Source organism: Bradyrhizobium guangzhouense, assembly GCF_004114955.1.
In the GTDB taxonomy this organism is placed as follows: domain Bacteria; phylum Pseudomonadota; class Alphaproteobacteria; order Rhizobiales; family Xanthobacteraceae; genus Bradyrhizobium; species Bradyrhizobium guangzhouense.
Genome location: NZ_CP030053.1, coordinates 2,669,239 through 2,688,124 on the forward strand (window position 1 = coordinate 2,669,239; position 18,886 = coordinate 2,688,124).

The window sequence follows — 18,886 nt, forward strand, 5'->3', positions numbered from 1 at the left end:
AAGCGCGGTCGGCGTGCGTAACCCATCACTTCTGTTTCTGCAGAGACGAACGGTGGTGGATTACGCCTTCGGCTAATCCACCCTACGAGATCTGATCGATCATCTGGCGGCGGGGTTTTCCAGGACGTTGTCCTGAAGCCACGAGCCTCATTTATTGGCACGTTTCGTGCCTCCGAAAGCGGCAGGCGGCAAATGCCTAGCGACGGAGACCATGACATGAAACGCGAAGACCTCACCGAGAAGCTGCTCGACATCAAGCGCGAGAAGGGCTGGAGCTGGAAATACATCTGCGAAAAAATCGGCGGTTATTCCGAGGTGCTGATAACAGGCGCGATCCTCGGCCAGATGAAGCTGACGAAGCCGCAGGCTGCCAATGCCGCCGAGCTGTTCGGCCTGTCGAAGGCCGAGACGTCGATGCTGAACGAGACACCGATGCGCGGCATGCCGATGCCGCCGACCGACCCCCTGATCTATCGTTTCTATGAGCTGGTGATGGTCAACGGTCCGGCCTGGAAGGCGTTGATCGAAGAGGAATATGGCGATGGCATCATGTCGGCGATCGACTTCGACATGGTGATGGAACGCTTGCCGAATCCGAAGGGCGATCGCGTCAAGATCACGATGTCAGGCAAATTCCTGCCGTACAAATATTACGGCGCCAGCGGCAACGTGCCGGAGTACGGCTTCAAGGAAGGCTGAGGCCCTTCGTCATTGCGAGCGAAGCAATCCAGAATCTTTCCACGGCGGCAGTCTGGATTGCTTCGTCGCAAGAGCTCCTCGCAATGACGACGAGACATGTCAGAGGATCGCGCCGGGCGTGTACTTGGCAGCCTCGGGCTTTGCCTTGGCCAGCGCGTCCACCTGCTCAGCAAAATAGTCGACCTGAGCGCCGGCATCGCCGGAATTGGCGCGGCCGTGATCGAGCACTTGGGCGAGCTCGGCTTCACTGAGGCCGAGGCGCTGGTCGGCGGCGAGGCGCTTGAGCAAATCGTTCTGCACGATCTTGCCGGTGCGCAGGTCTCTGATGGCAGCGACGGCGTGCTCCTTGATCGCCTCATGCGCGCCTTCGCGGCCCGCGCCCTTCTTCACTGCTTCCATCATGACAGTGGTGGTGAGCAGGAAGGGCAGGTACCGATTCAGCTCGGTCGCGACGACCGCGTCGAATATTTCCATCTGGTCGAGCACCGAGAGCAGGGTCTCGAGCAGGCCGTCCATGGCGAGGAAGGCATCGGGCAGCATGACGCGGCGGACCACGGAGCAGGAGACGTCGCCTTCGTTCCACTGATCGCCGGCAAGCCCGGCGGCCATCGCGAGATAGCCCTTCAAGACGACATGCAGGCCGTTGATGCGCTCGCAGGAGCGGCTGTTCATCTTGTGCGGCATCGCGGAGGAGCCGACCTGGCCCTTGGCAAAGCCTTCGCTGGCAAGCTCATGGCCCGCCATCAGCCGCAGCGTCTTGGCGAAATTGCCGGGACCGCTGGCAAGCTCGGTCAGCACGCTGACGGCGCGGAAGTCGAGGCTGCGCGGATAGACCTGGCCGACCGCATCGAAGCTCCTGGGCAGGCCGAGATGGACGAGGATGCGCTGCTCGAGTGCGCGCGCCTTGCCGGCATCGCCGTTGAACAGGGTGATCTGGTCGAGCCGCGTGCCGACCGCGCCCTTCAGACCGCGCGCGGGATAGCTGTCGAGCACGCTGACGAGGCTCTGATGCGACACCAGCATCTCCTCGCCGAACATGGCGATGCGCTTGCCGAGCGTGGTGACCTGCGCGGCGACGTTGTGCGTGCGCGCCGTGAACGGCATGTCGCGGAATTGCTTGGCGTGCCTGGCAAAGCGAATCAGCGCGGCGATGCTCTTGGTCTCGACCAGCTGGAGACCGCGATAGACCTGCAGCTGCTCCACGTTCTCGGTGAGGTCGCGGCTGGTCATGCCCTTGTGCAGGTGCTCGTGACCGGCGAGATCGCAGAACTCCTCGATTCTAGCCTTGACGTCGTGGCGGGTGATGCGCTCGCGCCGCATGATGGAGGCGAGGTCGACCTGGTCCTTCACGCGCTCGTAAGCCTCGATCACGCCATCGGGCACCGGGATACCGAGATCGCGCTGCGCCTTCAGCACGGCGATCCAATAGTCGCGTTCGAGGCGAACCTTGCCTTCGCCGCTCCAGATGGCGCGCATCGCGGGCGAGGCATAGCGTTGGGCAAGGACGTTGGAGATGTGATCCTGTGACATGCCGCCCATTTGGCACCGCCAGGAGCCGGCTGCAAGCCCGGGAGCGTGAGGGGTGGATGGGCCTTCCATGCCCATCCCCCGCCCACCGTTGAGATTACGTGCCGGCCTTCACCTCGGCCGCCGCGACCGCGATCAGCTCGCTCATCTTGGCCCGAATCGCCTGCTCGGTGAGGGCCACGTTCCTGGCGGCGAAATCGGCCATGACCTTGCGCAGGACGTCGCCATCGCCGGCCTCCTCGAAATCGGCGGCGACCACCTCCTTGGCATAGGCGGCGGCGGCTTCGCCCGTGATTCCGAGCTTTTCGGCCGCCCACAGACCCAGCAGCCGGTTACGGCGGGCCACCGCCTTGAATTTTTGCTCCTCGTCGAGGGCAAACTTCTTCTCAAAGCCTTCTTCGCGCTTGTTGAATTCGCTCATGCGTCTTCCGATTCCTCCGGGGGGCTGCTGGACGTGGCGGCCCTCGTTGCGAGGGCCCCCGCGCATGCCTAGATAGAGGGCAGGATCGGCGAAACAACGAGCCGTAAAGCCGCAGGCAAGGTGGTATAAGTCAGCGTCGGATGGGCCGGATCGATTGTGCTGGGACAGCCAATCGGATAGGTTGCCTAAAGGCTTGGTTCCCGTTCTGTTTCCCTTGGCGTTTCCAGGGATTGAGATGGGGTTCCAGGTCGTTCACGGCAGCTCCGCTGTGGGTCGTAACCTGGTAACCGGAGCACACCAAATACATGGATTTCAACAAAACACGGTACATCCCAATGAGCCGTCGGCGTCGCATTTATGAAGGCAAGGCAAAGGTTCTGTATGAAGGCCCGGAGCCCGGTACCCTGATCCAGCACTTCAAGGACGACGCCACCGCGTTCAATGCCAAAAAGCATCAGGTGATCGAGGGCAAGGGTGTCCTCAACAACCGGATCTCGGAGTACCTGTTTCAGCACCTCAACGACATCGGGGTGCCGACCCATTTCATCCGCCGTCTCAACATGCGCGAGCAGTTGATTCGCGAGGTCGAGATCGTGCCGCTCGAGGTGGTGGTGCGGAACGTCGCCGCCGGCTCGCTGTCGCAGCGCCTCGGCATCGAGGAGGGCACCCAGCTGCCCCGTTCGATCATCGAGTTCTATTACAAGAACGACCAGCTCAACGACCCCATGGTGTCGGAAGAGCACATCACCGCGTTCGGCTGGGCCACGCCCCAGGAGATCGACGACATCATGGCGCTCGCCATCCGCGTCAACGATTTCCTCACCGGCCTCTTCCTCGGCATCGGCATCCGCCTCGTCGACTTCAAGATGGAGTGCGGCCGCCTGTTCGAGAACGAGATGATGCGCATCATCGTCGCCGACGAGATCTCGCCGGACAGCTGCCGTCTCTGGGATATCAAGTCGAACGAGAAGCTCGACAAGGATCGTTTCCGCAGGGATCTCGGCGGCCTGCTCGAGGCCTATACCGAAGTCGCAAAGCGCCTCGGCATCCTCATGGAGAACGAGCGCCCGCAGGGCACGGGTCCCGTGCTGGTGAAGAGCTGAGAGGAATATCGACGTGAAGGCACGTGTTACCGTTACCCTGAAGACCGGCATCCTCGATCCGCAGGGCAAGGCCATCGAAGGCGCGCTGAAGTCGCTCGGCGTGGACGGCGTCGCCAGCGTCCGCCAGGGCAAGGTGTTCGACATCGAGCTCGCCGGCGCCGACAAGGCCAAGGCCGAAGCCGCGCTGAAGGACGCCGCCGACAAGCTGCTCGCCAACACCGTGATCGAGAACTACGCGATCGAGATGAAGGCATAGGGGTTGGCAGAATGGCCGACGTCACTGCGGAATTGATGTTCGAAGTGATGAAGTCGATTCAAGCACGGCTTGCGCAGGTGGACGGCAAGATCGACGAAATGAATCAGAGTTTGCAAGCTTTGCGAGTTTCGCAAAATGCGACCCGTCAGGAGATTACGGGCGTTTTTCAGGAAATCGCGAGCGTTCATGCGACCCTCGTACGACATGAGGGGCGACTTGATCGAATCCAAAAACGTCTCGAACTGAGCGGCGCACCTACATCATGAAAGCTGCCATCCTCGTTTTCCCTGGAATTAATCGCGAGCGCGATATGGCGCGCGCGCTGAAGCTCATCTCGGGCCATGAGCCGGCGATGGTGTGGCATGCCGAGACCTCGCTGCCTGCTGGCACCGACCTCGTGGTCGTGCCCGGCGGTTTCTCGTATGGCGATTATTTGCGCTGTGGCGCGATCGCGGCGCGGGCGCCTGTAATGGATGCGGTGCGCGGCTATGCGGCCAAGGGCGGCCTCGTGCTCGGCGTCTGCAACGGTTTTCAGATCCTCTGCGAGTCGGGTCTGCTGCCGGGCGTGCTGATGCGCAATGCGCGGCTGAAATTCATCTGCAAGGACGTGCATCTGCGCGTCGAGCGTTCCGATACCCCGTTCACCCGCGGCTACAATGCCGGCCAGGTGATCCGCGTGCCGGTGGCCCATGGCGAGGGCAATTACGAGGCGGATGAAGAGACCATCAAGCGGCTCGAGGGCGAGGGGCGTGTGCTCTATCGCTATTGCTCGGCCGAGGGTGTGGTCGACGAGGCCAACAACATCAACGGCGCGGCGCATTCCATCGCCGGCATCGTCAACGATGGGGGCAACGTGCTCGGCATGATGCCGCACCCGGAAAACCACGTCGAAGACATCATGGGCTGCACCGATGGCCGCGGCCTGTTTGCAGGCCTCACCGCGCATCTGGAAAAGGCCGCCTGATTTCTGTCGGTGCTAACCAAGCGCCCGCTCGCCGCGAGGAGCCGCCGAGCTATGCGTTCGGCTGAGAGAGCGGCTTTCGCTTCACCCGCTTGATCGTCCCGGAGAAGGTGAACAGCGGGCGGCCGGCAGATGCCAGCTTGCCCCGCAGGAAGATCAGCGAGCCGCCGGCGCGGGAGACGTCGCCGGTGCATTCGACCAGCTCGCCCTCGCGGGCCGCATCGAGGAAATCGCAGGCGAAATTGGTGGTCACGGCCGGGCTGTCCAGCTCGTGGGTGGCGATTGCGAACAGGCAATAATCGGCGAAGGCCATGAAGCAGCCGCCATGGACGTTCCCGGAGCCGTTGAGGTGCTTCTTCTCGACCCGGAAGGCGCAGCGGACGCTGCCGTCGTCCTCGACCTTGTGCCAGAACGGGCCGATATGGCTCTCAAAACTGTCGCGAATCCAGGTCCGCCAACCGCTGAATTCGCCCTCGGTGGCGACATGCAGGTCGGGCCGGCGGGGAGCGGGGACTTTGGTCAATTCGTGCAAGGAAATAGGGCCTTCAATTACGGGTCTTCAGCCCTTAAATCCGATCCGTCAGCGCCTTGCAATTCCCGATCGCCGCCGACCCACCTTGCAAAACGTGGGACAGCGGGAAAATGCGCCATAAAGGGCTTTTCGAAGCCGTCCGATCTTCCTAAGAACGGCAAAACGCCGCCGAAAGCCCCTGAAGCCATGACGAACGAACCCAAGATCACCCCCGAACTGGTTGCCGCCCACGGGCTCAAGCCCGACGAGTATGAGCGCATCCTGAAACTGATCGGGCGGGAGCCGACCTTCACCGAGCTCGGCATCTTCTCGGCGATGTGGAACGAGCACTGCTCGTACAAATCCTCGCGGATCCATTTGCGCGGCCTGCCGACCAAGGCGCCCTGGGTGATCCAGGGTCCCGGCGAGAATGCCGGCGTGATCGACATCGGCGACGGCCAGGCCGTGGTCTTCAAGATGGAGAGCCACAACCACCCGAGCTACATCGAGCCGTACCAGGGCGCGACCACCGGCGTCGGCGGCATCTTGCGCGACGTCTTCACCATGGGCGCGCGCCCGATCGCCTGCCTCAATGCGCTGAGCTTCGGTGCGCCCGAGCATGCCAGAACCCGGCATCTCGTCTCCGGTGTCGTCGCCGGTGTCGGCGGTTACGGCAATTCCTTCGGCGTGCCGACGGTCGGCGGCCAGGTGCGCTTCCACACCCGCTATGACGGCAACATCCTCGTCAACGCGATGGCGGTGGGTCTCGCCGATGCCGACAAGATCTTCTACGCGGCGGCCTCCGGCGTGAACATGCCGATCGTCTATCTGGGCTCCAAGACCGGCCGCGATGGCATCCACGGCGCCTCGATGGCCTCGGCCGAGTTCGACGACAAGTCCGAGGAGAAGCGCCCGACGGTGCAGGTCGGCGATCCCTTCGCCGAGAAGCTGCTGCTCGAGGCCTGCCTCGAGATCATGGAGAAGGGCTGCGTCATCGCCATCCAGGACATGGGCGCGGCGGGGCTGACCTGTTCGGCGGTCGAGATGGGCGCCAAGGGCGACCTCGGCGTCGACCTCGATCTCGACGCGGTGCCGACCCGCGAGATCGGCATGAGCGCCTACGAGATGATGCTCTCGGAAAGCCAGGAGCGCATGCTCATGGTGCTCAAGCCCGAGAAGGAAAAGGAAGCCGAGGCGATCTTCAGGAAGTGGGGCCTCGACTTCGCGGTGGTCGGCTACACCACGCCGAGCAAGCGCTTCGTGGTCAAGCATGGCGGCGACGTCATGGCCGACCTGCCGATCAAGGAGCTCGGCGACGAGGCGCCGCTCTATGACCGCCCGCACGTGCCCTCCGCCGCGCTGCCGGTCGTGCATGCGCGCGAGGTGCCGGCCCCGATGGGAGTTGGCGCCGCGCTGGAGAAGCTGATCGGCACGCCCGACATGTGCTCAAAGCGCTGGGTCTGGGAGCAGTACGACCATGTCATCCTCGGCAACACCATGCAGCGTCCCGGCGGCGATGCCGCGGTCGTGCGCGTGCAGGATGGGCCGAAGGGCCTGGCGCTGACCGTCGACGTCACGCCGCGCTATTGCGAGGCCGATCCATTCGAGGGCGGCAAGCAGGCGGTGGCGGAAGCCTGGCGCAACATCACCGCCGTCGGCGGCAAGCCGCTTGCGATCACCGACAATCTCAATTTCGGCAACCCTGAACGGCCCGAGATCATGGGCCAGTTCGTCGGCTGCCTGAAGGGCATCTCGGAAGCCTGCCGCACGCTCGACTTCCCGGTCGTCTCCGGCAACGTCTCGCTCTACAACGAGACCAACGGTCGCGCGATCCTGCCGACGCCATCGATCGGCGGTGTCGGCCTGCTCGACGATTTCACCAAATCGGCCTCGCTCGCCTTCAAGGCCGAAGGCGAGGCCATCCTCCTGATCGGCGAGACCCATGGCTGGCTCGGCCAGTCGGTTTACCTGCGCGACATCTGCGGTCGCGAAGAGGGGGCGCCGCCGCCGGTCGATCTCGCCGCCGAGAAGCGCAACGGTGACTGCGTGCGCGGCATGATCCATGCGGGCACGGCGACCGCGGTGCACGATCTCTCCGACGGTGGCCTCTTGATCGCGCTCGCCGAAATGGCGATGGCAAGCGGCATCGGCGCGAAGCTCTTGGCGGCCCCGACGTCGCTGGTCTCGCAGGCCTATTGGTTCGGCGAGGACCAGGCGCGCTACCTCGTCACCGTGCCGGAAACCGAAGCCGGCCGCGTGCTCGCCAAGATGCGCGGCTGCGAGGTGCCCTGCGTGCGCATCGGCACCACCGGCGGCGATGCGATCGCGATCGCAGGAGAGGCGCCTGTCACGATCGATGCGCTGCGGACGTCATTCGAGCGCTGGCTGCCGGAGTACATGGGCGGCAAGGCGGCGTAAGGCGACCGCCGCATTCTCCGGCGCAATCACGAGCAGGAGAGGGCGTGCCCTACAAGACCCGCGTCGCGCCGGGAATCGTCCGCAAGGCGGCTGTCACGGCCCAGCTGAAAATCACCGTCATCACGAACACCGTCAAAGCCTTCACGACGGCAGGCAGATTGTAGTCGAACAGCCAGTATTGCAGCCACAGCGTGATCGGGTAGTGCACCAGGAACATGCCGAAGGCGGCGGATTGCATCGGATCGAGCAGCATCGCTGAGCCCGACTGCCTGAATCGCTGGAAGAAGGCCAGGATCAGAAACATGATGGCCACGCTGAAGACGGTGACGTTGAGCGCGTAGATTCCTTCATACCAGTTCGGCTGTGGCGACGGATTGCCGAGTATCTGTCGCTTGATGAAGATCAGCACCCACAGCAGGCAATACGGAACGATCGCCAGGACCAGCCACTCCCAGCTCACCTTGGCCATCCTGCCCTCAGCCGAGAGCAGTCCGCGATCCATATTGGCAACGCCGATGCCGGCGCCGAAGAAGAAGTAGGTCGCATAGAGCATCACGCGCCCATGCTGGACCGAAAACGGCCCGAACTCGAACCAGCTGCTGGGTCCGAAATACATCAGCCCGGGGACATAGAACGCGGCGCTGACGGCCAGCATGACCGCGAAGAATTCCGCGGGTCGGCGCCGTCCGCGCACCGAGAGGCGGTTGATAGGGTCGAGCAGGTTGGGCCAAATCCGGTACAGGAGGCACGCGATCAGGTCGAAGGCGAACAAGACCCAGAGGAACCAGATCGGCCCCGATGGCCACGGGCCTTGCGTGATCGTGGTCCACCAGAACTGCGAAAAGCCGATCTCGGGATTATTCCGCAGCGAGATGGCGTAGTAGGCGATCGGAATGACCGAGAATGCGCAAACCACGAAAGGGATGCCGAGCCGGCGGACCCGGTCTTCCAGATAGCTCGCCGGTCCCTTGCGGGCGATTCCCGACCACGCGAACAGCCCCGACAGGAAGAAGAACATCGCCATGAAGAAACTGTCGGTGGCGAGCACGATCATGTCGAAGCCGAAGAAGAACTTCGGGTCGGTATGACCGAAATAGGTGTAGGGGATGACGGCATGATGCAGCAGCACCACCAGCGTCAGGAAGGTGCGGGCGCGGTCGAGCGATAAATTGCGCGTCTTGGCCTTCGGCTCGGCATGCGTCTCTGCGCTCATCGTCGCAGACGTTGACATCGTTGTCATGGTCGCCCCAATCGCGTTTCCCATCCCGGCTGGACCCTGCCCCCGGGAACCCGATTCAGCAGGCGCAGTTTGCGCCGCGACATTCTTCCATCGTGCCCCAGGAACCAGTTCCGCGCAACGCGGTTAGCGTTCCCGAAACGGTGAGTGGCCGCCGATTGAGGCGGCCAATGTTGCGGAGCTGGCGATGACGATCCTGAAATGGGCATTGATATTCCTGCTGATCTCGATCGTGGCCGGTGTGCTCGGCTTCACCGGCATTTCGGCCGCGTCCGCCGACATCGCCCGCTTCCTGTTCTACGTCTTCGTCGTGATTTTCCTGGTGTTACTTGTCCTCGGGCTCACGGTCTTCAGGGCGTGACCGCAGGACTCATTCCCGGGCGCGCGAAGCGCGAACCATGGCGCGCAGTTGCGCACCTGTGCTCGGGTCGTTCGCGCCATCCCTGAATGACGGTATCAGCGCTCAGCCGACTTCCTCGATCTTCACCTTGTCCGGATAGAAAGCGAGATGGCCTGAAATCTCCGTCATTGCGGGGAAGGGCGTCTCATAGGTCCAGATGGCGTTGTCGAGCGTCTTGCCGTCGGCCTTGATGCTGTAATAGCTGGCGTCGCCCTTGTAGGGGCAGTGGGTGGTGCGCTCGGTGCGCTCCAGCAGCGCCATGTTGGCATCTTCTCGCGGCAGATATTGCACCGCCGGATATCTGGCCTCCTTCAGCGTCAGCGCCTTGGAGCTCTCGGCAATCACGATGTCGCCCGCCGTCACGCGGACGCGGCGGGGGTTTTGGGTGATGGTGATGGGGTGGTCGGGGCCTGGAAGCTTCATGATTTCGCGCCTTTTCGATCGATCCGCCGCTCGCGGCACTTTGTCGTGCCTTTATCCTGATGGGATCAGGGATATAGTGTCTGAAGGCGTGACGTAGAAGGCCGTTCACGCTAAGTTTGCCCCTGCCGGCAAGCGTGGCTTTACGAACCCGGGCTCCGGCAAACGATTCGACGCTGAGCCTGTCAGCCGACCACAAGGAGTAAGAGCCGAATGCCCATGGACGCCCACGATATCGAGGCGATGATCAAGGCAGCGATCCCCGATGCCGAGGTGACCATCCGTGACCTCGCCGGCGATGGCGACCACTATGCCGCGACCGTGATCTCGGAATCCTTCCGCGGCAAGTCCCGCGTCCAGCAGCATCAGATCGTCTATCGGTCCCTGCAGGGCCAGATGGGCGGCGTGCTGCATGCGCTGGCGCTGCAAACCGGCGTACCAAGTGCTTGACTAGATTGCAGCTGACCTGATCTCACGACGGGGACCCTGATGGCTGCGGACAATCCGCGCGGTGCGATGTTTCGCGTCATCGTGCCGAACCAGCCCAGCCGCGTCACCAATGCCGAGCTGTTCTTCGACCTCGTCTTCGTCTTCGCGGTCACGCAAGTTTCGCACACGCTGCTGAACCACTTCACGCCGTCGGGCGCGCTCGAGGTCACGCTGCTGTTCCTGGCCGTGTGGTGGGTGTGGGTCTACACGGCCTGGGTCACCAACTGGCTCAACCCCGACCTGACGCCGGTCCGCATCCTGATCTTCCTGATGATGCTGGGCGGCCTCGTGCTGTCGACCACGATCCCGACGGCCTTCGATGGCCGCGGCCTGTGGTTCGCGATCGCCTACGCGGCCATGCAGGTCGGGCGGACCGCCTTCTGGCTGTTCGCGACCCCGCGCCATCGCACTGCTGTCCGGCACAATGCGATCCGCATCCTGGTCTGGCTCTGCGGCTCCGCGGTGTTCTGGATTCTCGGTGGCCTCGCCCATGGCGAGGCGAGGCTGTGGTTCTGGAGCGCGGCGCTCGGAATCGAATACGTCTCGCCGGCGGTCCGCTTCTGGGTCCCGAAACTCGGCTTCTCCTCGGTCGAGGCCTGGGCCGTCGAGGGCGGCCACATGGCCGAGCGCTGCGCCGGCTTCATCATCATCGCACTCGGCGAAGCCGTCGTCGTCAACGGCGCGACCTTCGCCGAGCTGACTTGGAGCGCGGACAACATTCTGGCTTTCGTCGCGTGCCTAGTCGGGAGCATCGCGATGTGGTGGGTCTATTTCCACAAGGGCGCCGAAGCCGGCTCCGAGGTGATCTCGAAAGCGGCCGAATCCGGCCGGGTGGCGCGGCTCGCCTATACCTATCTGCATATGCCGATCGTCGCCGGCATCATCCTGACCGCGGTCTCGGACGAACTGGTGCTGAAGCACCCGACCGGGCATTCCGATCTCCGCACCATCGTCAGCACGATCGGCGGGTCCCCTGGTGTTTCTGGTCGGCACCATCCTGTTCAAGCACTCGATCCGCGGCTTCCTCCAGCTCTCCCACGGCATCGGCATCATCCTGTTGCTGGCGCTGTGGTGGTTCGCCGCCGATCTCTCGCCGCTCTGGCTGACGGTCGCGACGAGCGTGATCATGATCGTCGTCGCGGTGTGGGAGTCGGTGTCGCTCGGATCGAAGCCGGAAGAGGCCAGGGAGCGCTGAGGCGCCGGAGCTTCTACTCCGCCGCCTCCAGCGCATGCACCGAGAACATCTTCGCGGAGTCCGTCCAGCTTTCGCGCACCCGCCAGCCGGCGCCTTGCGCCAGCGCAGCGAAGCGATCGAGGCTGTATTTGTAGCTGTTTTCGGTGTGAATGCTCTCGCCCGGCCGGAACGAGAAGCTGGTGCCGAGCAGGCGCACCGTCTGGTTCTTCCGGCTGATCAGATGCATCTCGATCCGGTGCCGGTCGTGATTGTAGATCGCGCCATGGGTGAAGGCCGACAGGTCGAAATTGCCGCCGAGCTCGCGGTTGATCCGCACCAGCACATTGAGATTGAACCGTGCGGTGACGCCTGCGGCATCGTTATAGGCGGCGTGGAGCAGGCGCTCCTCTTTCTCGAGGTCGGCGCCGATGATCATCTGCGCGCCCTTGCCCAGGATCTGGCGGGCACTCCTCAGGAAGGCCTGCGCTTCATGCGGCTCGAAATTGCCGATGGTCGAGCCCGGGAAGAAGCCGACCTTCGGCATCGACGCGACCGCCTTGGGCAGCTCGAACGGCGTGGTGAAGTCGGCGGTCACCGGATAGATGCCGAGCGAGGGGAAGTCGCGCTTGAGCCCGTTGGCCTGCGCTTGCAGGAAGTCGCCGGAGATATCGACCGGCACATAGGCGGCGAATCTGGACTGGTTCAGCAGCAGGCGGACCTTTGTGGTCGCGCCGGCGCCGAATTCGACCAGCGCCGCATTCTCGGGAATGATCTTTGCGATCTCGCTGCCGCGCTCCTTCAGGATCGCAAGCTCGGTGCGCGTCGGATAATATTCCGGCAATCGCGTGATCGCCTCGAACAGCTCCGATCCGGTCGCGTCGTAAAAATACTTCGGCGACAGCTTTTTCGGCTGCTGCGAGAGGTCCTCGATGGCCTCACGGGCGAAAGCGGTGGTCTGTTCGTCGGGGAGATGGGCTTCGGCCAAAGCGCTGGCGTGCACATTCATGATACTCTCCTGAACGCGCTGTCCGGCGCGTATTCGTCGTCGGATGAGAAACTAGAAATAGTCCGCGAGCCGCAACCCCGTGAATTGCCAGCGGTGGTGCGGATAGAAGAAGTTGCGATATGTGACGCGGCTATGACCGTCGGGGGTCGCCAGCGAGGAGCCGCGCAGCACCAGCTGGTTGACCATGAACTTGCCGTTGTACTCGCCGAGCGCGCCTTCGACGGCGCGGTAGCCGGGGTAGGGCGAATATGACGAACGCGTCCATTGCCAGACGATGCCGAAGGCATCGTTGAGCTGCCTGGTGCGGGCCGCGACCTCCCATTCCATCTCGGTCGGCAGATGCTTGCCGGCCCAGCGCGCAAACGCATCGGCCTCGTAATAGCTGATGTGGCAGACCGGCGCGTCGGGATCGACCGGCTTGACGCCGGCAAGCGTCATCACATGCCACTGCCCGTCCATCTCGCGCCAATGGCCCGGCGCCTGCCAGTCTTCCTTGCTGGCCGCGGCGAAGCCGTCCATCAGCCACAGCGTCGCACGCTGATAGCCGCCGTCGCGCATGAAGGCGAGCCATTCGCCGTTGGTGACGAGATTGCGCGCAATCCTGACCGGGCCGACCAGGGCGCGATGCGCCGGCTTCTCGTTGTCGAAATGAAAGCTGTCGTCGACATGACCGACGGTGTGGATGCCTTCGTTCAGCGTCAGCCAGTCCTCGGCGGCGCGCGTCGCAGCCGGAAAACGCCAATCCCTGTCATAAGCGGGATAGACCGGGTTCTGCGCGAAGGCGTGCAGGATATCGGTGAACATCAGTTCCTGATGCTGCTGCTCGTGGTTCAGCCCGACCTCGACCAGAGGCGCGATCTCGCGGAGCTTGTCCTCGCCGGCCTCGCGGAAGAATTTGACGACGGCCGCATCGACATGGCTGCGATAGGCGCCGACCTCGGTGGCGCTGGGCCGCGTGATGTCGCCGCGATGATTGCGGGCGTGGCGGGGGCCGGCGCTGACGTAATAGGAATTGAACAGGAAGGCGAAGTCGGGGTGGAACGGTCGGTAGCCCGGCGCATGCTCGCCGAGCAGAAACTGCTCCCAGAACCAGGTGGTATGGGCCCGGTGCCATTTCGCCGGACTTGCGTCCGGCATGGACTGGATCTGCTGGTCCTCCGGCGACAGCGGGGCGGCCCGCCGCTCAGTCTCGGTACGGACGGCCAGAAACCCGCTCTCCAGCGCCTGCGCGAGGCCGCCAGGGGCGGCCGATGGTGACGAAAGCGGCGGATCGGCCGTAGCGGAGGCTTGTTTCGTCACGTTTTTCTCCAGACAGGACAAGAGAACGTTGTTGGCGAGACCGGGTTCCAAAACCAAGGTTCGTCCTAGATAGGCGCTCCGTTACGGTATGAAAGTCCTCCCCGGTGATGATATTCGTGTCATCATGCAATGGCGTCGGGGCCGCCCCGGCCTGATGTCCAGGGATCGCTCTTTGCCATTTTACTTTGGATGCACAACGGTTTGGGCTACATATATAGGCAGGTATCGGGTTAGATCGGCTGAGCCGGCCCGGATTGACAGGTGAGGGCTCTGCCCCAGAAGGACACGGATATGAGCATCGCGGAATTCATCGACAACGAAGTGAAGTCGAACGACGTGGTTCTATTCATGAAGGGGACGCCGCAGTTTCCGCAGTGCGGTTTCTCCGGCCAGGTCGTGCAGATCCTCGACCACGTCGGTGTCGGCTACAAGGGCCTCAACGTGCTCGAATCCGCCGAGCTCCGTAACGGCATCAAGGAATACTCGAACTGGCCGACGATCCCGCAGCTCTATGTGAAGGGCGAGTTCATCGGCGGCTGCGATATCGTGCGCGAGATGTTCCAGGCCGGCGAATTGCAGCAGCTCTTCTCCGAGAAGGGCGTCGTCGTCGCGGCCTGATCCGTGACCGCGCTGACGCGTCGCATCGGCGAGGTTCAGCTCGACGTCGTCGTCGCCGACATCACGAGCCTCGGCGTTGACGCCATCGTCAACGCCGCCAATTCGTCTCTTCTTGGCGGAGGCGGCGTCGATGGCGCGATCCATCGCGCGGCCGGCCCCGACCTGGTCGCCGAGTGCCGCATGCTCCACGGCTGCAAGACGGGCGACGCGAAGATCACCAAAGGCTACCGCCTCAAGGCCGCCCACGTGATTCACACGGTTGGACCGGTCTGGAACGGTGGTACGCTGGGTGAGGACGATCTGCTCGCGGCCTGCTATCGCCGCTCGATAGAGCTTTGCGGGAAGCACAAGCTGTCCTCGGTCGCATTTCCCGCGATTTCGACTGGGATTTTCCGCTTTCCCGGGGACCGGGCCGCGAAGATTGCGATCGATACGACCGTTCAGGCCCTGCCGGCCGCGCCGTCGGTCGGCCACGTCATATTCTGCTGTTTTTCGGAGGCCAGCGCCGTCCTCCACACGGACGTCTTGGCACGGCACGGCAGCCCTTGTGCCTGACGACGCGCCCAGTACACTTCGCCAGCCATGTTCCGGGGAGGGGATATGATTTCACGTTTTGCACTGACTGCGCTGGTCTGCGGCGCGCTTGTTTCGTTGGGCACGATGTCGCTTGTGCGCGCGGAGGGCACCTACGAGATTCCGGCTGGCGCGCATTTCAATCAGGACAAGCTCGCCAAGGTGAGTGAGTTCTTCAAGAACGAGGTCGCGACCGGCAAGATCGCGGGCGCAACCGTGCTGATCAACCAGCACGGCAAGCCTGTCTATCACGAGGCCTTCGGCGTGCAGGACGTGGTCAGCAAGGCGCCGATCACCGACAAGACCATCTTCCGCCTGTCGTCGCTGACCAAGGTGATCACCTCCGTTGTGGCGATGCAATTGATCCAGGACGGAAAGATCAAGCTCGACGATCCGGTCTCGAAATACATTCCCTCGTTTGCAAATGTGAAGGTCGGTGAGGAGAAGAAGGCCGCGGACGGCGCCAAGACGCTCGAGCTGGTACCACTAGCCCGGCCGATGACGGTAAAAGATCTGATGACTCAGACCTCGGGCATTACCTACGGCTTCTATGGCGACAGCCTCGTTCGCCAGGCCTATCGCGCCGCCAACATCTATGCCGGCGATTTCGACCTCGCCGAGTTCGCCGAACGCATCGCAAAGCTGCCGCTGCACAATCAGCCGGGTGCGCTGTGGCAGTACGGCCATTCCACCGACATTCTGGCGCGGATCATGGAGATCGTGTCTGGAAAGTCATTGTTCGAACTCGAGAAGGAAAAGCTGCTTGGTCCGCTTGGTATGACCGATACAGGCTTCTTCGTCACCGAACCGGAGAGGCTGAAACGGCTCGCCCAGCCGCTGCCGAACGACAGCAATTTCCGGGTTGGCCGCGAGTACAGGACTGAGGTTCGCCAGAAATGGGAATCCGCCAGCGGCGGCATGGTGTCGACCATGGCGGACTTTTCGCGATTTGCGCAGATGCTGGTCAACGGCGGCAGTCTCGACGGCAAGACCATTCTCAAGCCCGAGACGTTCAAGCTGATGACGACCGACCAGATCGGCCCGGACTCCGGCGTCGATCGCGACTATTTCTACTTCCCCGGCGACGGATTCGGTTTCGGCCTTGGGTTTGCCGTGCGCACCGATCCCGGCAATGCCAAGCCGCCGCCGCCCGGCGACCTCGGGGAATTGAAGTGGGACGGCGCCAGCGGTTGCTATTTGGTGATCGATCGCAAGCAGGACATGTTCTTCGTGCTGCTGGAGCAGACCCCGACCGAGCGGCAGCGCGTCCAACGGACATTGAAGCAACTGGTCTATGAAGCCATGGAGAACTGACATGTTCGGGCGCCGCGCGCTCGTCGCGGCGCTCGTTATCTTGTTCGGTGTGGTCGGTGCGCAAGCAGGCTCTGAGAGCCGCGCGCACAGCTTTACGCCTGATGGACTCGCCAAAGTCTCCGATTACATCAGGAACGAGATCGCGACCGGCAAGATTCCGGGCGCGATCCTCCTGCTCCAGCAGCACGGCAAGCCGGTTTATTACGAGAATTTCGGCGTCCGCGATGTCGCGACCGAGATCTCGATGAGCGCGGATACGATCTTCCGGCTCTATTCGATGTCGAAGCCGGTCACCGCAGTCCTGGCGATGATGCTGGTCGAGGAGGGCAAGCTCGCAATCAGCGATCCCGTCTCGAAATACATTCCGGCCTTTGCCGACATGAAAGTCGGCGTCGAGAAGAAAGCCGAAGACGACAAGGTGTCGCTGGAGCTGGAGCCGCTCAAGCGCGCGGTCACGATCGAGGACCTGATGCGCCATACCTCCGGGATTCCTTACGGCTATTATGGCGGAGACCTGGTGAACAAGCTCTATGCAGACGCCGGTCTGTTCGACAACAAGACTTTGACCAATGCCGAACTGGTCGCGAAGATCACCACATTGCCGCTCGCCGAACAGCCCGGCACGATCTGGGACTACGGCCTCTCGATCGACGTGCTCGGCCGCATCATCGAGGTGATATCGGGGAAATCGCTGTTCGCGTTCGCGAAGGAGCGGCTGCTCGATCCGCTCGGGATGAAGGACACCACGTTCTATGTCGCCGATCCCGCCAAATGGCCGCGCATCGCCGAGCCGATGCCGCAGGATCGCGTGCTCAGTCCGATGGCAAAGGTGCGCGATATCAGGAAAACGCTGCGGTGGGAGTCCGGCGGCGGCGGCCTGGTCGGCACCATCGGCGACTATGCGCGCTTCGCGCAGATGCTGGTCAATCGTGGCACGCTCGACGGCCGACGCTATCTCAAGCCGGAAACCATCGCCTTGATGGCATCGGACCACGTCGGTCCCGAAACCCATGTCGAGCGTGACAGGAATTTTTATCCGGGCGAGACCAGCGGCTACGGCCTCGGCTTCGCCGTGCGTATATCGGTTCCGGCGGGTACGTCGTGGCCGCTTGGCGAATATCGCTGGGATGGCGTCGGCGGCACCTTCTTCTTTGTCGATCCCGAAGACGATCTGTTCGGAATCTTCATGGTGCAGACGCCGTCGCAGCGCGGCCGAATTCAGCTCGCGCTGAAGACCCTGATCTATCAGGCGATGGGGCGGTAGCGTTCGCCGCCGCCGTAGCCCGAATGAAGCGAAGCGCAATCCGGGAGGATTGTCCCGCGAGGTGAGAACCCCGGATTTCGCTTGCGCTCCATCGGGGCTACGTCACCCAACTACGCTCCCCGAGCGATTTCTCGCACGTAGCCGATCGTCTCCTCGATCTGGCTCGCATTGACGTCGAGATGGGTGCAGGCGCGGATGCGGCCGTCCATCATCGCGAGCGTCACGCCGCGCTGGCGCAGGGCTGCAACCATCTTGTCGCCGGGGATGCCGGCGCCATCAGGCTTGAAGAACACGAGGTTGGTCTCGGGCTCCTGTACCTCGATGCCCGAGATCTGCGACAGACCGCGGGCGAGGGCGCGCGCATTGGCGTGGTCGTCGGCAAGGCGCTCGACGTGATGGTCGAGCGCGTAGATGCAGGCAGCCGCGCAGATTCCGGCCTGCCGCATCGAGCCGCCGAGACGCTGCTTCCATTGCCAGACCGCGTCGATGAATTCGCGGGTGCCCGCGAGCACGCCGCCGATCGGTGCGCCGAGACCCTTGGAGAAGTCGATCCAGGCCGAATCCCAACCCGCGGTCATGTCGCGCGGCGAGATTCCGCTCGCCACCGTCGCGTTCAGCAGGCGCGCGCCATCCATGTGCGTGACGAGGCCGTGTTGCCTGGCGATCGCGACGATCTCGTCGAGCGCGGCCTTCTTCCAGATCGTGCCGCCACCGATATTGGCGGTCTGCTCGACGCTGACGACGGTCTGTGGCGGCTGGTAGCGCGTGCGCGGGTGCAGAGCTTTGCGGAGCGTCTCCGGCGTGAACTGGCCGTCGGGCCCCTTGAGCTGCGTCACCTGGAAGCCGCCGATCGCGGCATGCGCGCCGCCTTCGCGGGCGATGATGTGCGCGGTCTCATGCGCCAAAATCTCGTCGCCGGGACGACAATGCACCAGCGTCGCGGTGACATTGCACATCGTGCCCGAGGGCATGTAGACCGCGGCTTCCTTGCCCATCAACTCCGCGACGCGCTCGCACAGCGTATTCACGGTCGGATCGTCGCCGACCTGCTCGTCGCCGACATCGGCCCGCGCCATCGCCTCGCGCATCGCAGCCGTCGGCCTGGTCTGCGTGTCCGAGAGCAGATTGATGCGCACCGGCGGCGCCTTGGGGTCGAAGGGGGGAGGGGTGTAGAGCATGGTTGATCTCGTCATTTC

The 18,886-nt window shown here is 63.3% G+C and carries 20 protein-coding genes and 1 pseudogene; 13 read left to right on the forward strand and 8 right to left on the reverse strand.

Annotated features, from left to right (window positions below; translation table 11 throughout):
• Window positions 1–216 precede the first annotated feature (216 nt).
• The gene (gene cynS / locus XH91_RS12740) at window positions 217–699 is read left to right on the forward strand and encodes a cyanase (protein WP_128950925.1); all 483 of its coding nucleotides are present in this window, start codon (window positions 217–219) and stop codon (window positions 697–699) included.
• A gap of 99 nt (window positions 700–798) precedes the next feature.
• Here the strand turns inward: cynS and purB are convergent, their stop codons facing one another.
• Both purB and XH91_RS12750 read right to left on the reverse strand, forming a co-directional pair.
• A complete protein-coding gene (gene purB, locus XH91_RS12745) occupies window positions 799–2,238 on the reverse strand; it encodes an adenylosuccinate lyase (protein WP_245477318.1) in 1,440 nt (479 codons plus the stop codon).
• A gap of 85 nt (window positions 2,239–2,323) precedes the next feature.
• Window positions 2,324–2,647 (reverse strand): DUF1476 domain-containing protein, encoded by a 324-nt coding sequence (locus XH91_RS12750; RefSeq protein ID WP_128950926.1) that lies wholly within the window; start codon window positions 2,645–2,647, stop codon window positions 2,324–2,326.
• A gap of 335 nt (window positions 2,648–2,982) precedes the next feature.
• On the opposite strand from XH91_RS12750, the gene purC reads away from it, so the two are divergent.
• From purC to purQ, 4 genes are read left to right on the forward strand one after another with little or no spacing between them, the layout of a single operon-like run.
• Complete coding sequence (gene purC / locus XH91_RS12755; protein WP_172782948.1) at window positions 2,983–3,750, forward strand: phosphoribosylaminoimidazolesuccinocarboxamide synthase; 768 nt, start codon at window positions 2,983–2,985, stop codon at window positions 3,748–3,750.
• Between the two features lie 13 nt (window positions 3,751–3,763).
• Window positions 3,764–4,006 (forward strand): phosphoribosylformylglycinamidine synthase subunit PurS, encoded by a 243-nt coding sequence (gene purS, locus XH91_RS12760; RefSeq protein ID WP_128950927.1) that lies wholly within the window; start codon window positions 3,764–3,766, stop codon window positions 4,004–4,006.
• An 11-nt stretch (window positions 4,007–4,017) separates the two neighbouring features.
• Window positions 4,018–4,272, forward strand: coding sequence for a hypothetical protein (locus tag XH91_RS12765; RefSeq protein ID WP_128950928.1), 255 nt, complete (start codon window positions 4,018–4,020; stop codon window positions 4,270–4,272).
• Window positions 4,269–4,970, forward strand: a complete 702-nt coding sequence (gene purQ, locus XH91_RS12770; protein ID WP_128950929.1) for a phosphoribosylformylglycinamidine synthase subunit PurQ — start codon at window positions 4,269–4,271, stop codon at window positions 4,968–4,970. The genes XH91_RS12765 and purQ overlap by 4 nt, the downstream gene beginning before the upstream one ends.
• A gap of 49 nt (window positions 4,971–5,019) precedes the next feature.
• Here the strand turns inward: purQ and XH91_RS12775 are convergent, their stop codons facing one another.
• Window positions 5,020–5,499 carry a PaaI family thioesterase gene (locus XH91_RS12775; RefSeq protein ID WP_164933699.1) on the reverse strand — a complete coding sequence of 160 codons (480 nt, stop codon included), beginning with the start codon at window positions 5,497–5,499 and terminating at the stop codon, window positions 5,020–5,022.
• Window positions 5,500–5,685: 186 nt separating this feature from the next.
• Between XH91_RS12775 and purL the strand changes: the two genes are divergently transcribed.
• Entirely contained in the window at window positions 5,686–7,896 is a 2,211-nt protein-coding gene (purL, locus tag XH91_RS12780) for a phosphoribosylformylglycinamidine synthase subunit PurL (protein ID WP_128950930.1), read from the forward strand.
• Window positions 7,897–7,945: 49 nt separating this feature from the next.
• Here purL and XH91_RS12785 read toward each other — a convergent pair whose 3' ends face one another.
• Complete coding sequence (locus XH91_RS12785) at window positions 7,946–9,136, reverse strand: acyltransferase family protein (protein ID WP_128950931.1); 1,191 nt, start codon at window positions 9,134–9,136, stop codon at window positions 7,946–7,948.
• A gap of 184 nt (window positions 9,137–9,320) precedes the next feature.
• On the opposite strand from XH91_RS12785, the gene XH91_RS12790 reads away from it, so the two are divergent.
• A complete protein-coding gene (locus tag XH91_RS12790) occupies window positions 9,321–9,494 on the forward strand; it encodes a DUF1328 domain-containing protein (protein WP_128950932.1) in 174 nt (57 codons plus the stop codon).
• Between the two features lie 102 nt (window positions 9,495–9,596).
• On the opposite strand, the gene XH91_RS12795 is transcribed toward XH91_RS12790, so the two are convergent.
• Entirely contained in the window at window positions 9,597–9,956 is a 360-nt protein-coding gene (locus XH91_RS12795) for a DUF427 domain-containing protein (protein WP_128950933.1), read from the reverse strand.
• 210 nt (window positions 9,957–10,166) lie between these two features.
• On the opposite strand from XH91_RS12795, the gene XH91_RS12800 reads away from it, so the two are divergent.
• Together XH91_RS12800 and XH91_RS12805 are read left to right on the forward strand one after the other, a co-directional pair.
• Window positions 10,167–10,403 carry a BolA/IbaG family iron-sulfur metabolism protein gene (locus XH91_RS12800; protein WP_057747323.1) on the forward strand — a complete coding sequence of 79 codons (237 nt, stop codon included), beginning with the start codon at window positions 10,167–10,169 and terminating at the stop codon, window positions 10,401–10,403.
• A 39-nt stretch (window positions 10,404–10,442) separates the two neighbouring features.
• Window positions 10,443–11,637, forward strand: a pseudogene (locus XH91_RS12805) (low temperature requirement protein A).
• A 13-nt stretch (window positions 11,638–11,650) separates the two neighbouring features.
• Here XH91_RS12805 and egtD read toward each other — a convergent pair.
• Both egtD and egtB read right to left on the reverse strand, forming a co-directional pair.
• A complete protein-coding gene (egtD, locus tag XH91_RS12810) occupies window positions 11,651–12,622 on the reverse strand; it encodes an L-histidine N(alpha)-methyltransferase (protein ID WP_164938282.1) in 972 nt (323 codons plus the stop codon).
• Window positions 12,623–12,673: 51 nt separating this feature from the next.
• A complete protein-coding gene (gene egtB / locus XH91_RS12815) occupies window positions 12,674–13,972 on the reverse strand; it encodes an ergothioneine biosynthesis protein EgtB (protein WP_164933713.1) in 1,299 nt (432 codons plus the stop codon).
• Window positions 13,973–14,212: 240 nt separating this feature from the next.
• On the opposite strand from egtB, the gene grxD reads away from it, so the two are divergent.
• From grxD to XH91_RS12835, 4 genes are read left to right on the forward strand one after another with little or no spacing between them, the layout of a single operon-like run.
• Window positions 14,213–14,539, forward strand: coding sequence for a Grx4 family monothiol glutaredoxin (gene grxD / locus XH91_RS12820; protein WP_128926634.1), 327 nt, complete (start codon window positions 14,213–14,215; stop codon window positions 14,537–14,539).
• 3 nt (window positions 14,540–14,542) lie between these two features.
• Window positions 14,543–15,094: an O-acetyl-ADP-ribose deacetylase gene (locus tag XH91_RS12825; protein WP_128950936.1), complete on the forward strand. Its 552-nt coding sequence runs from the start codon at window positions 14,543–14,545 to the stop codon at window positions 15,092–15,094.
• Between the two features lie 45 nt (window positions 15,095–15,139).
• Complete coding sequence (locus tag XH91_RS12830) at window positions 15,140–16,426, forward strand: serine hydrolase domain-containing protein (RefSeq protein WP_128950937.1); 1,287 nt, start codon at window positions 15,140–15,142, stop codon at window positions 16,424–16,426.
• Between the two features lies 1 nt (window position 16,427).
• Window positions 16,428–17,690, forward strand: coding sequence for a serine hydrolase domain-containing protein (locus XH91_RS12835; protein ID WP_164938283.1), 1,263 nt, complete (start codon window positions 16,428–16,430; stop codon window positions 17,688–17,690).
• Window positions 17,691–17,800: 110 nt separating this feature from the next.
• On the opposite strand, the gene XH91_RS12840 is transcribed toward XH91_RS12835, so the two are convergent.
• Window positions 17,801–18,868, reverse strand: a complete 1,068-nt coding sequence (locus XH91_RS12840) for a threonine aldolase family protein (protein ID WP_164933695.1) — start codon at window positions 18,866–18,868, stop codon at window positions 17,801–17,803.
• Window positions 18,869–18,886 lie beyond the last annotated feature (18 nt).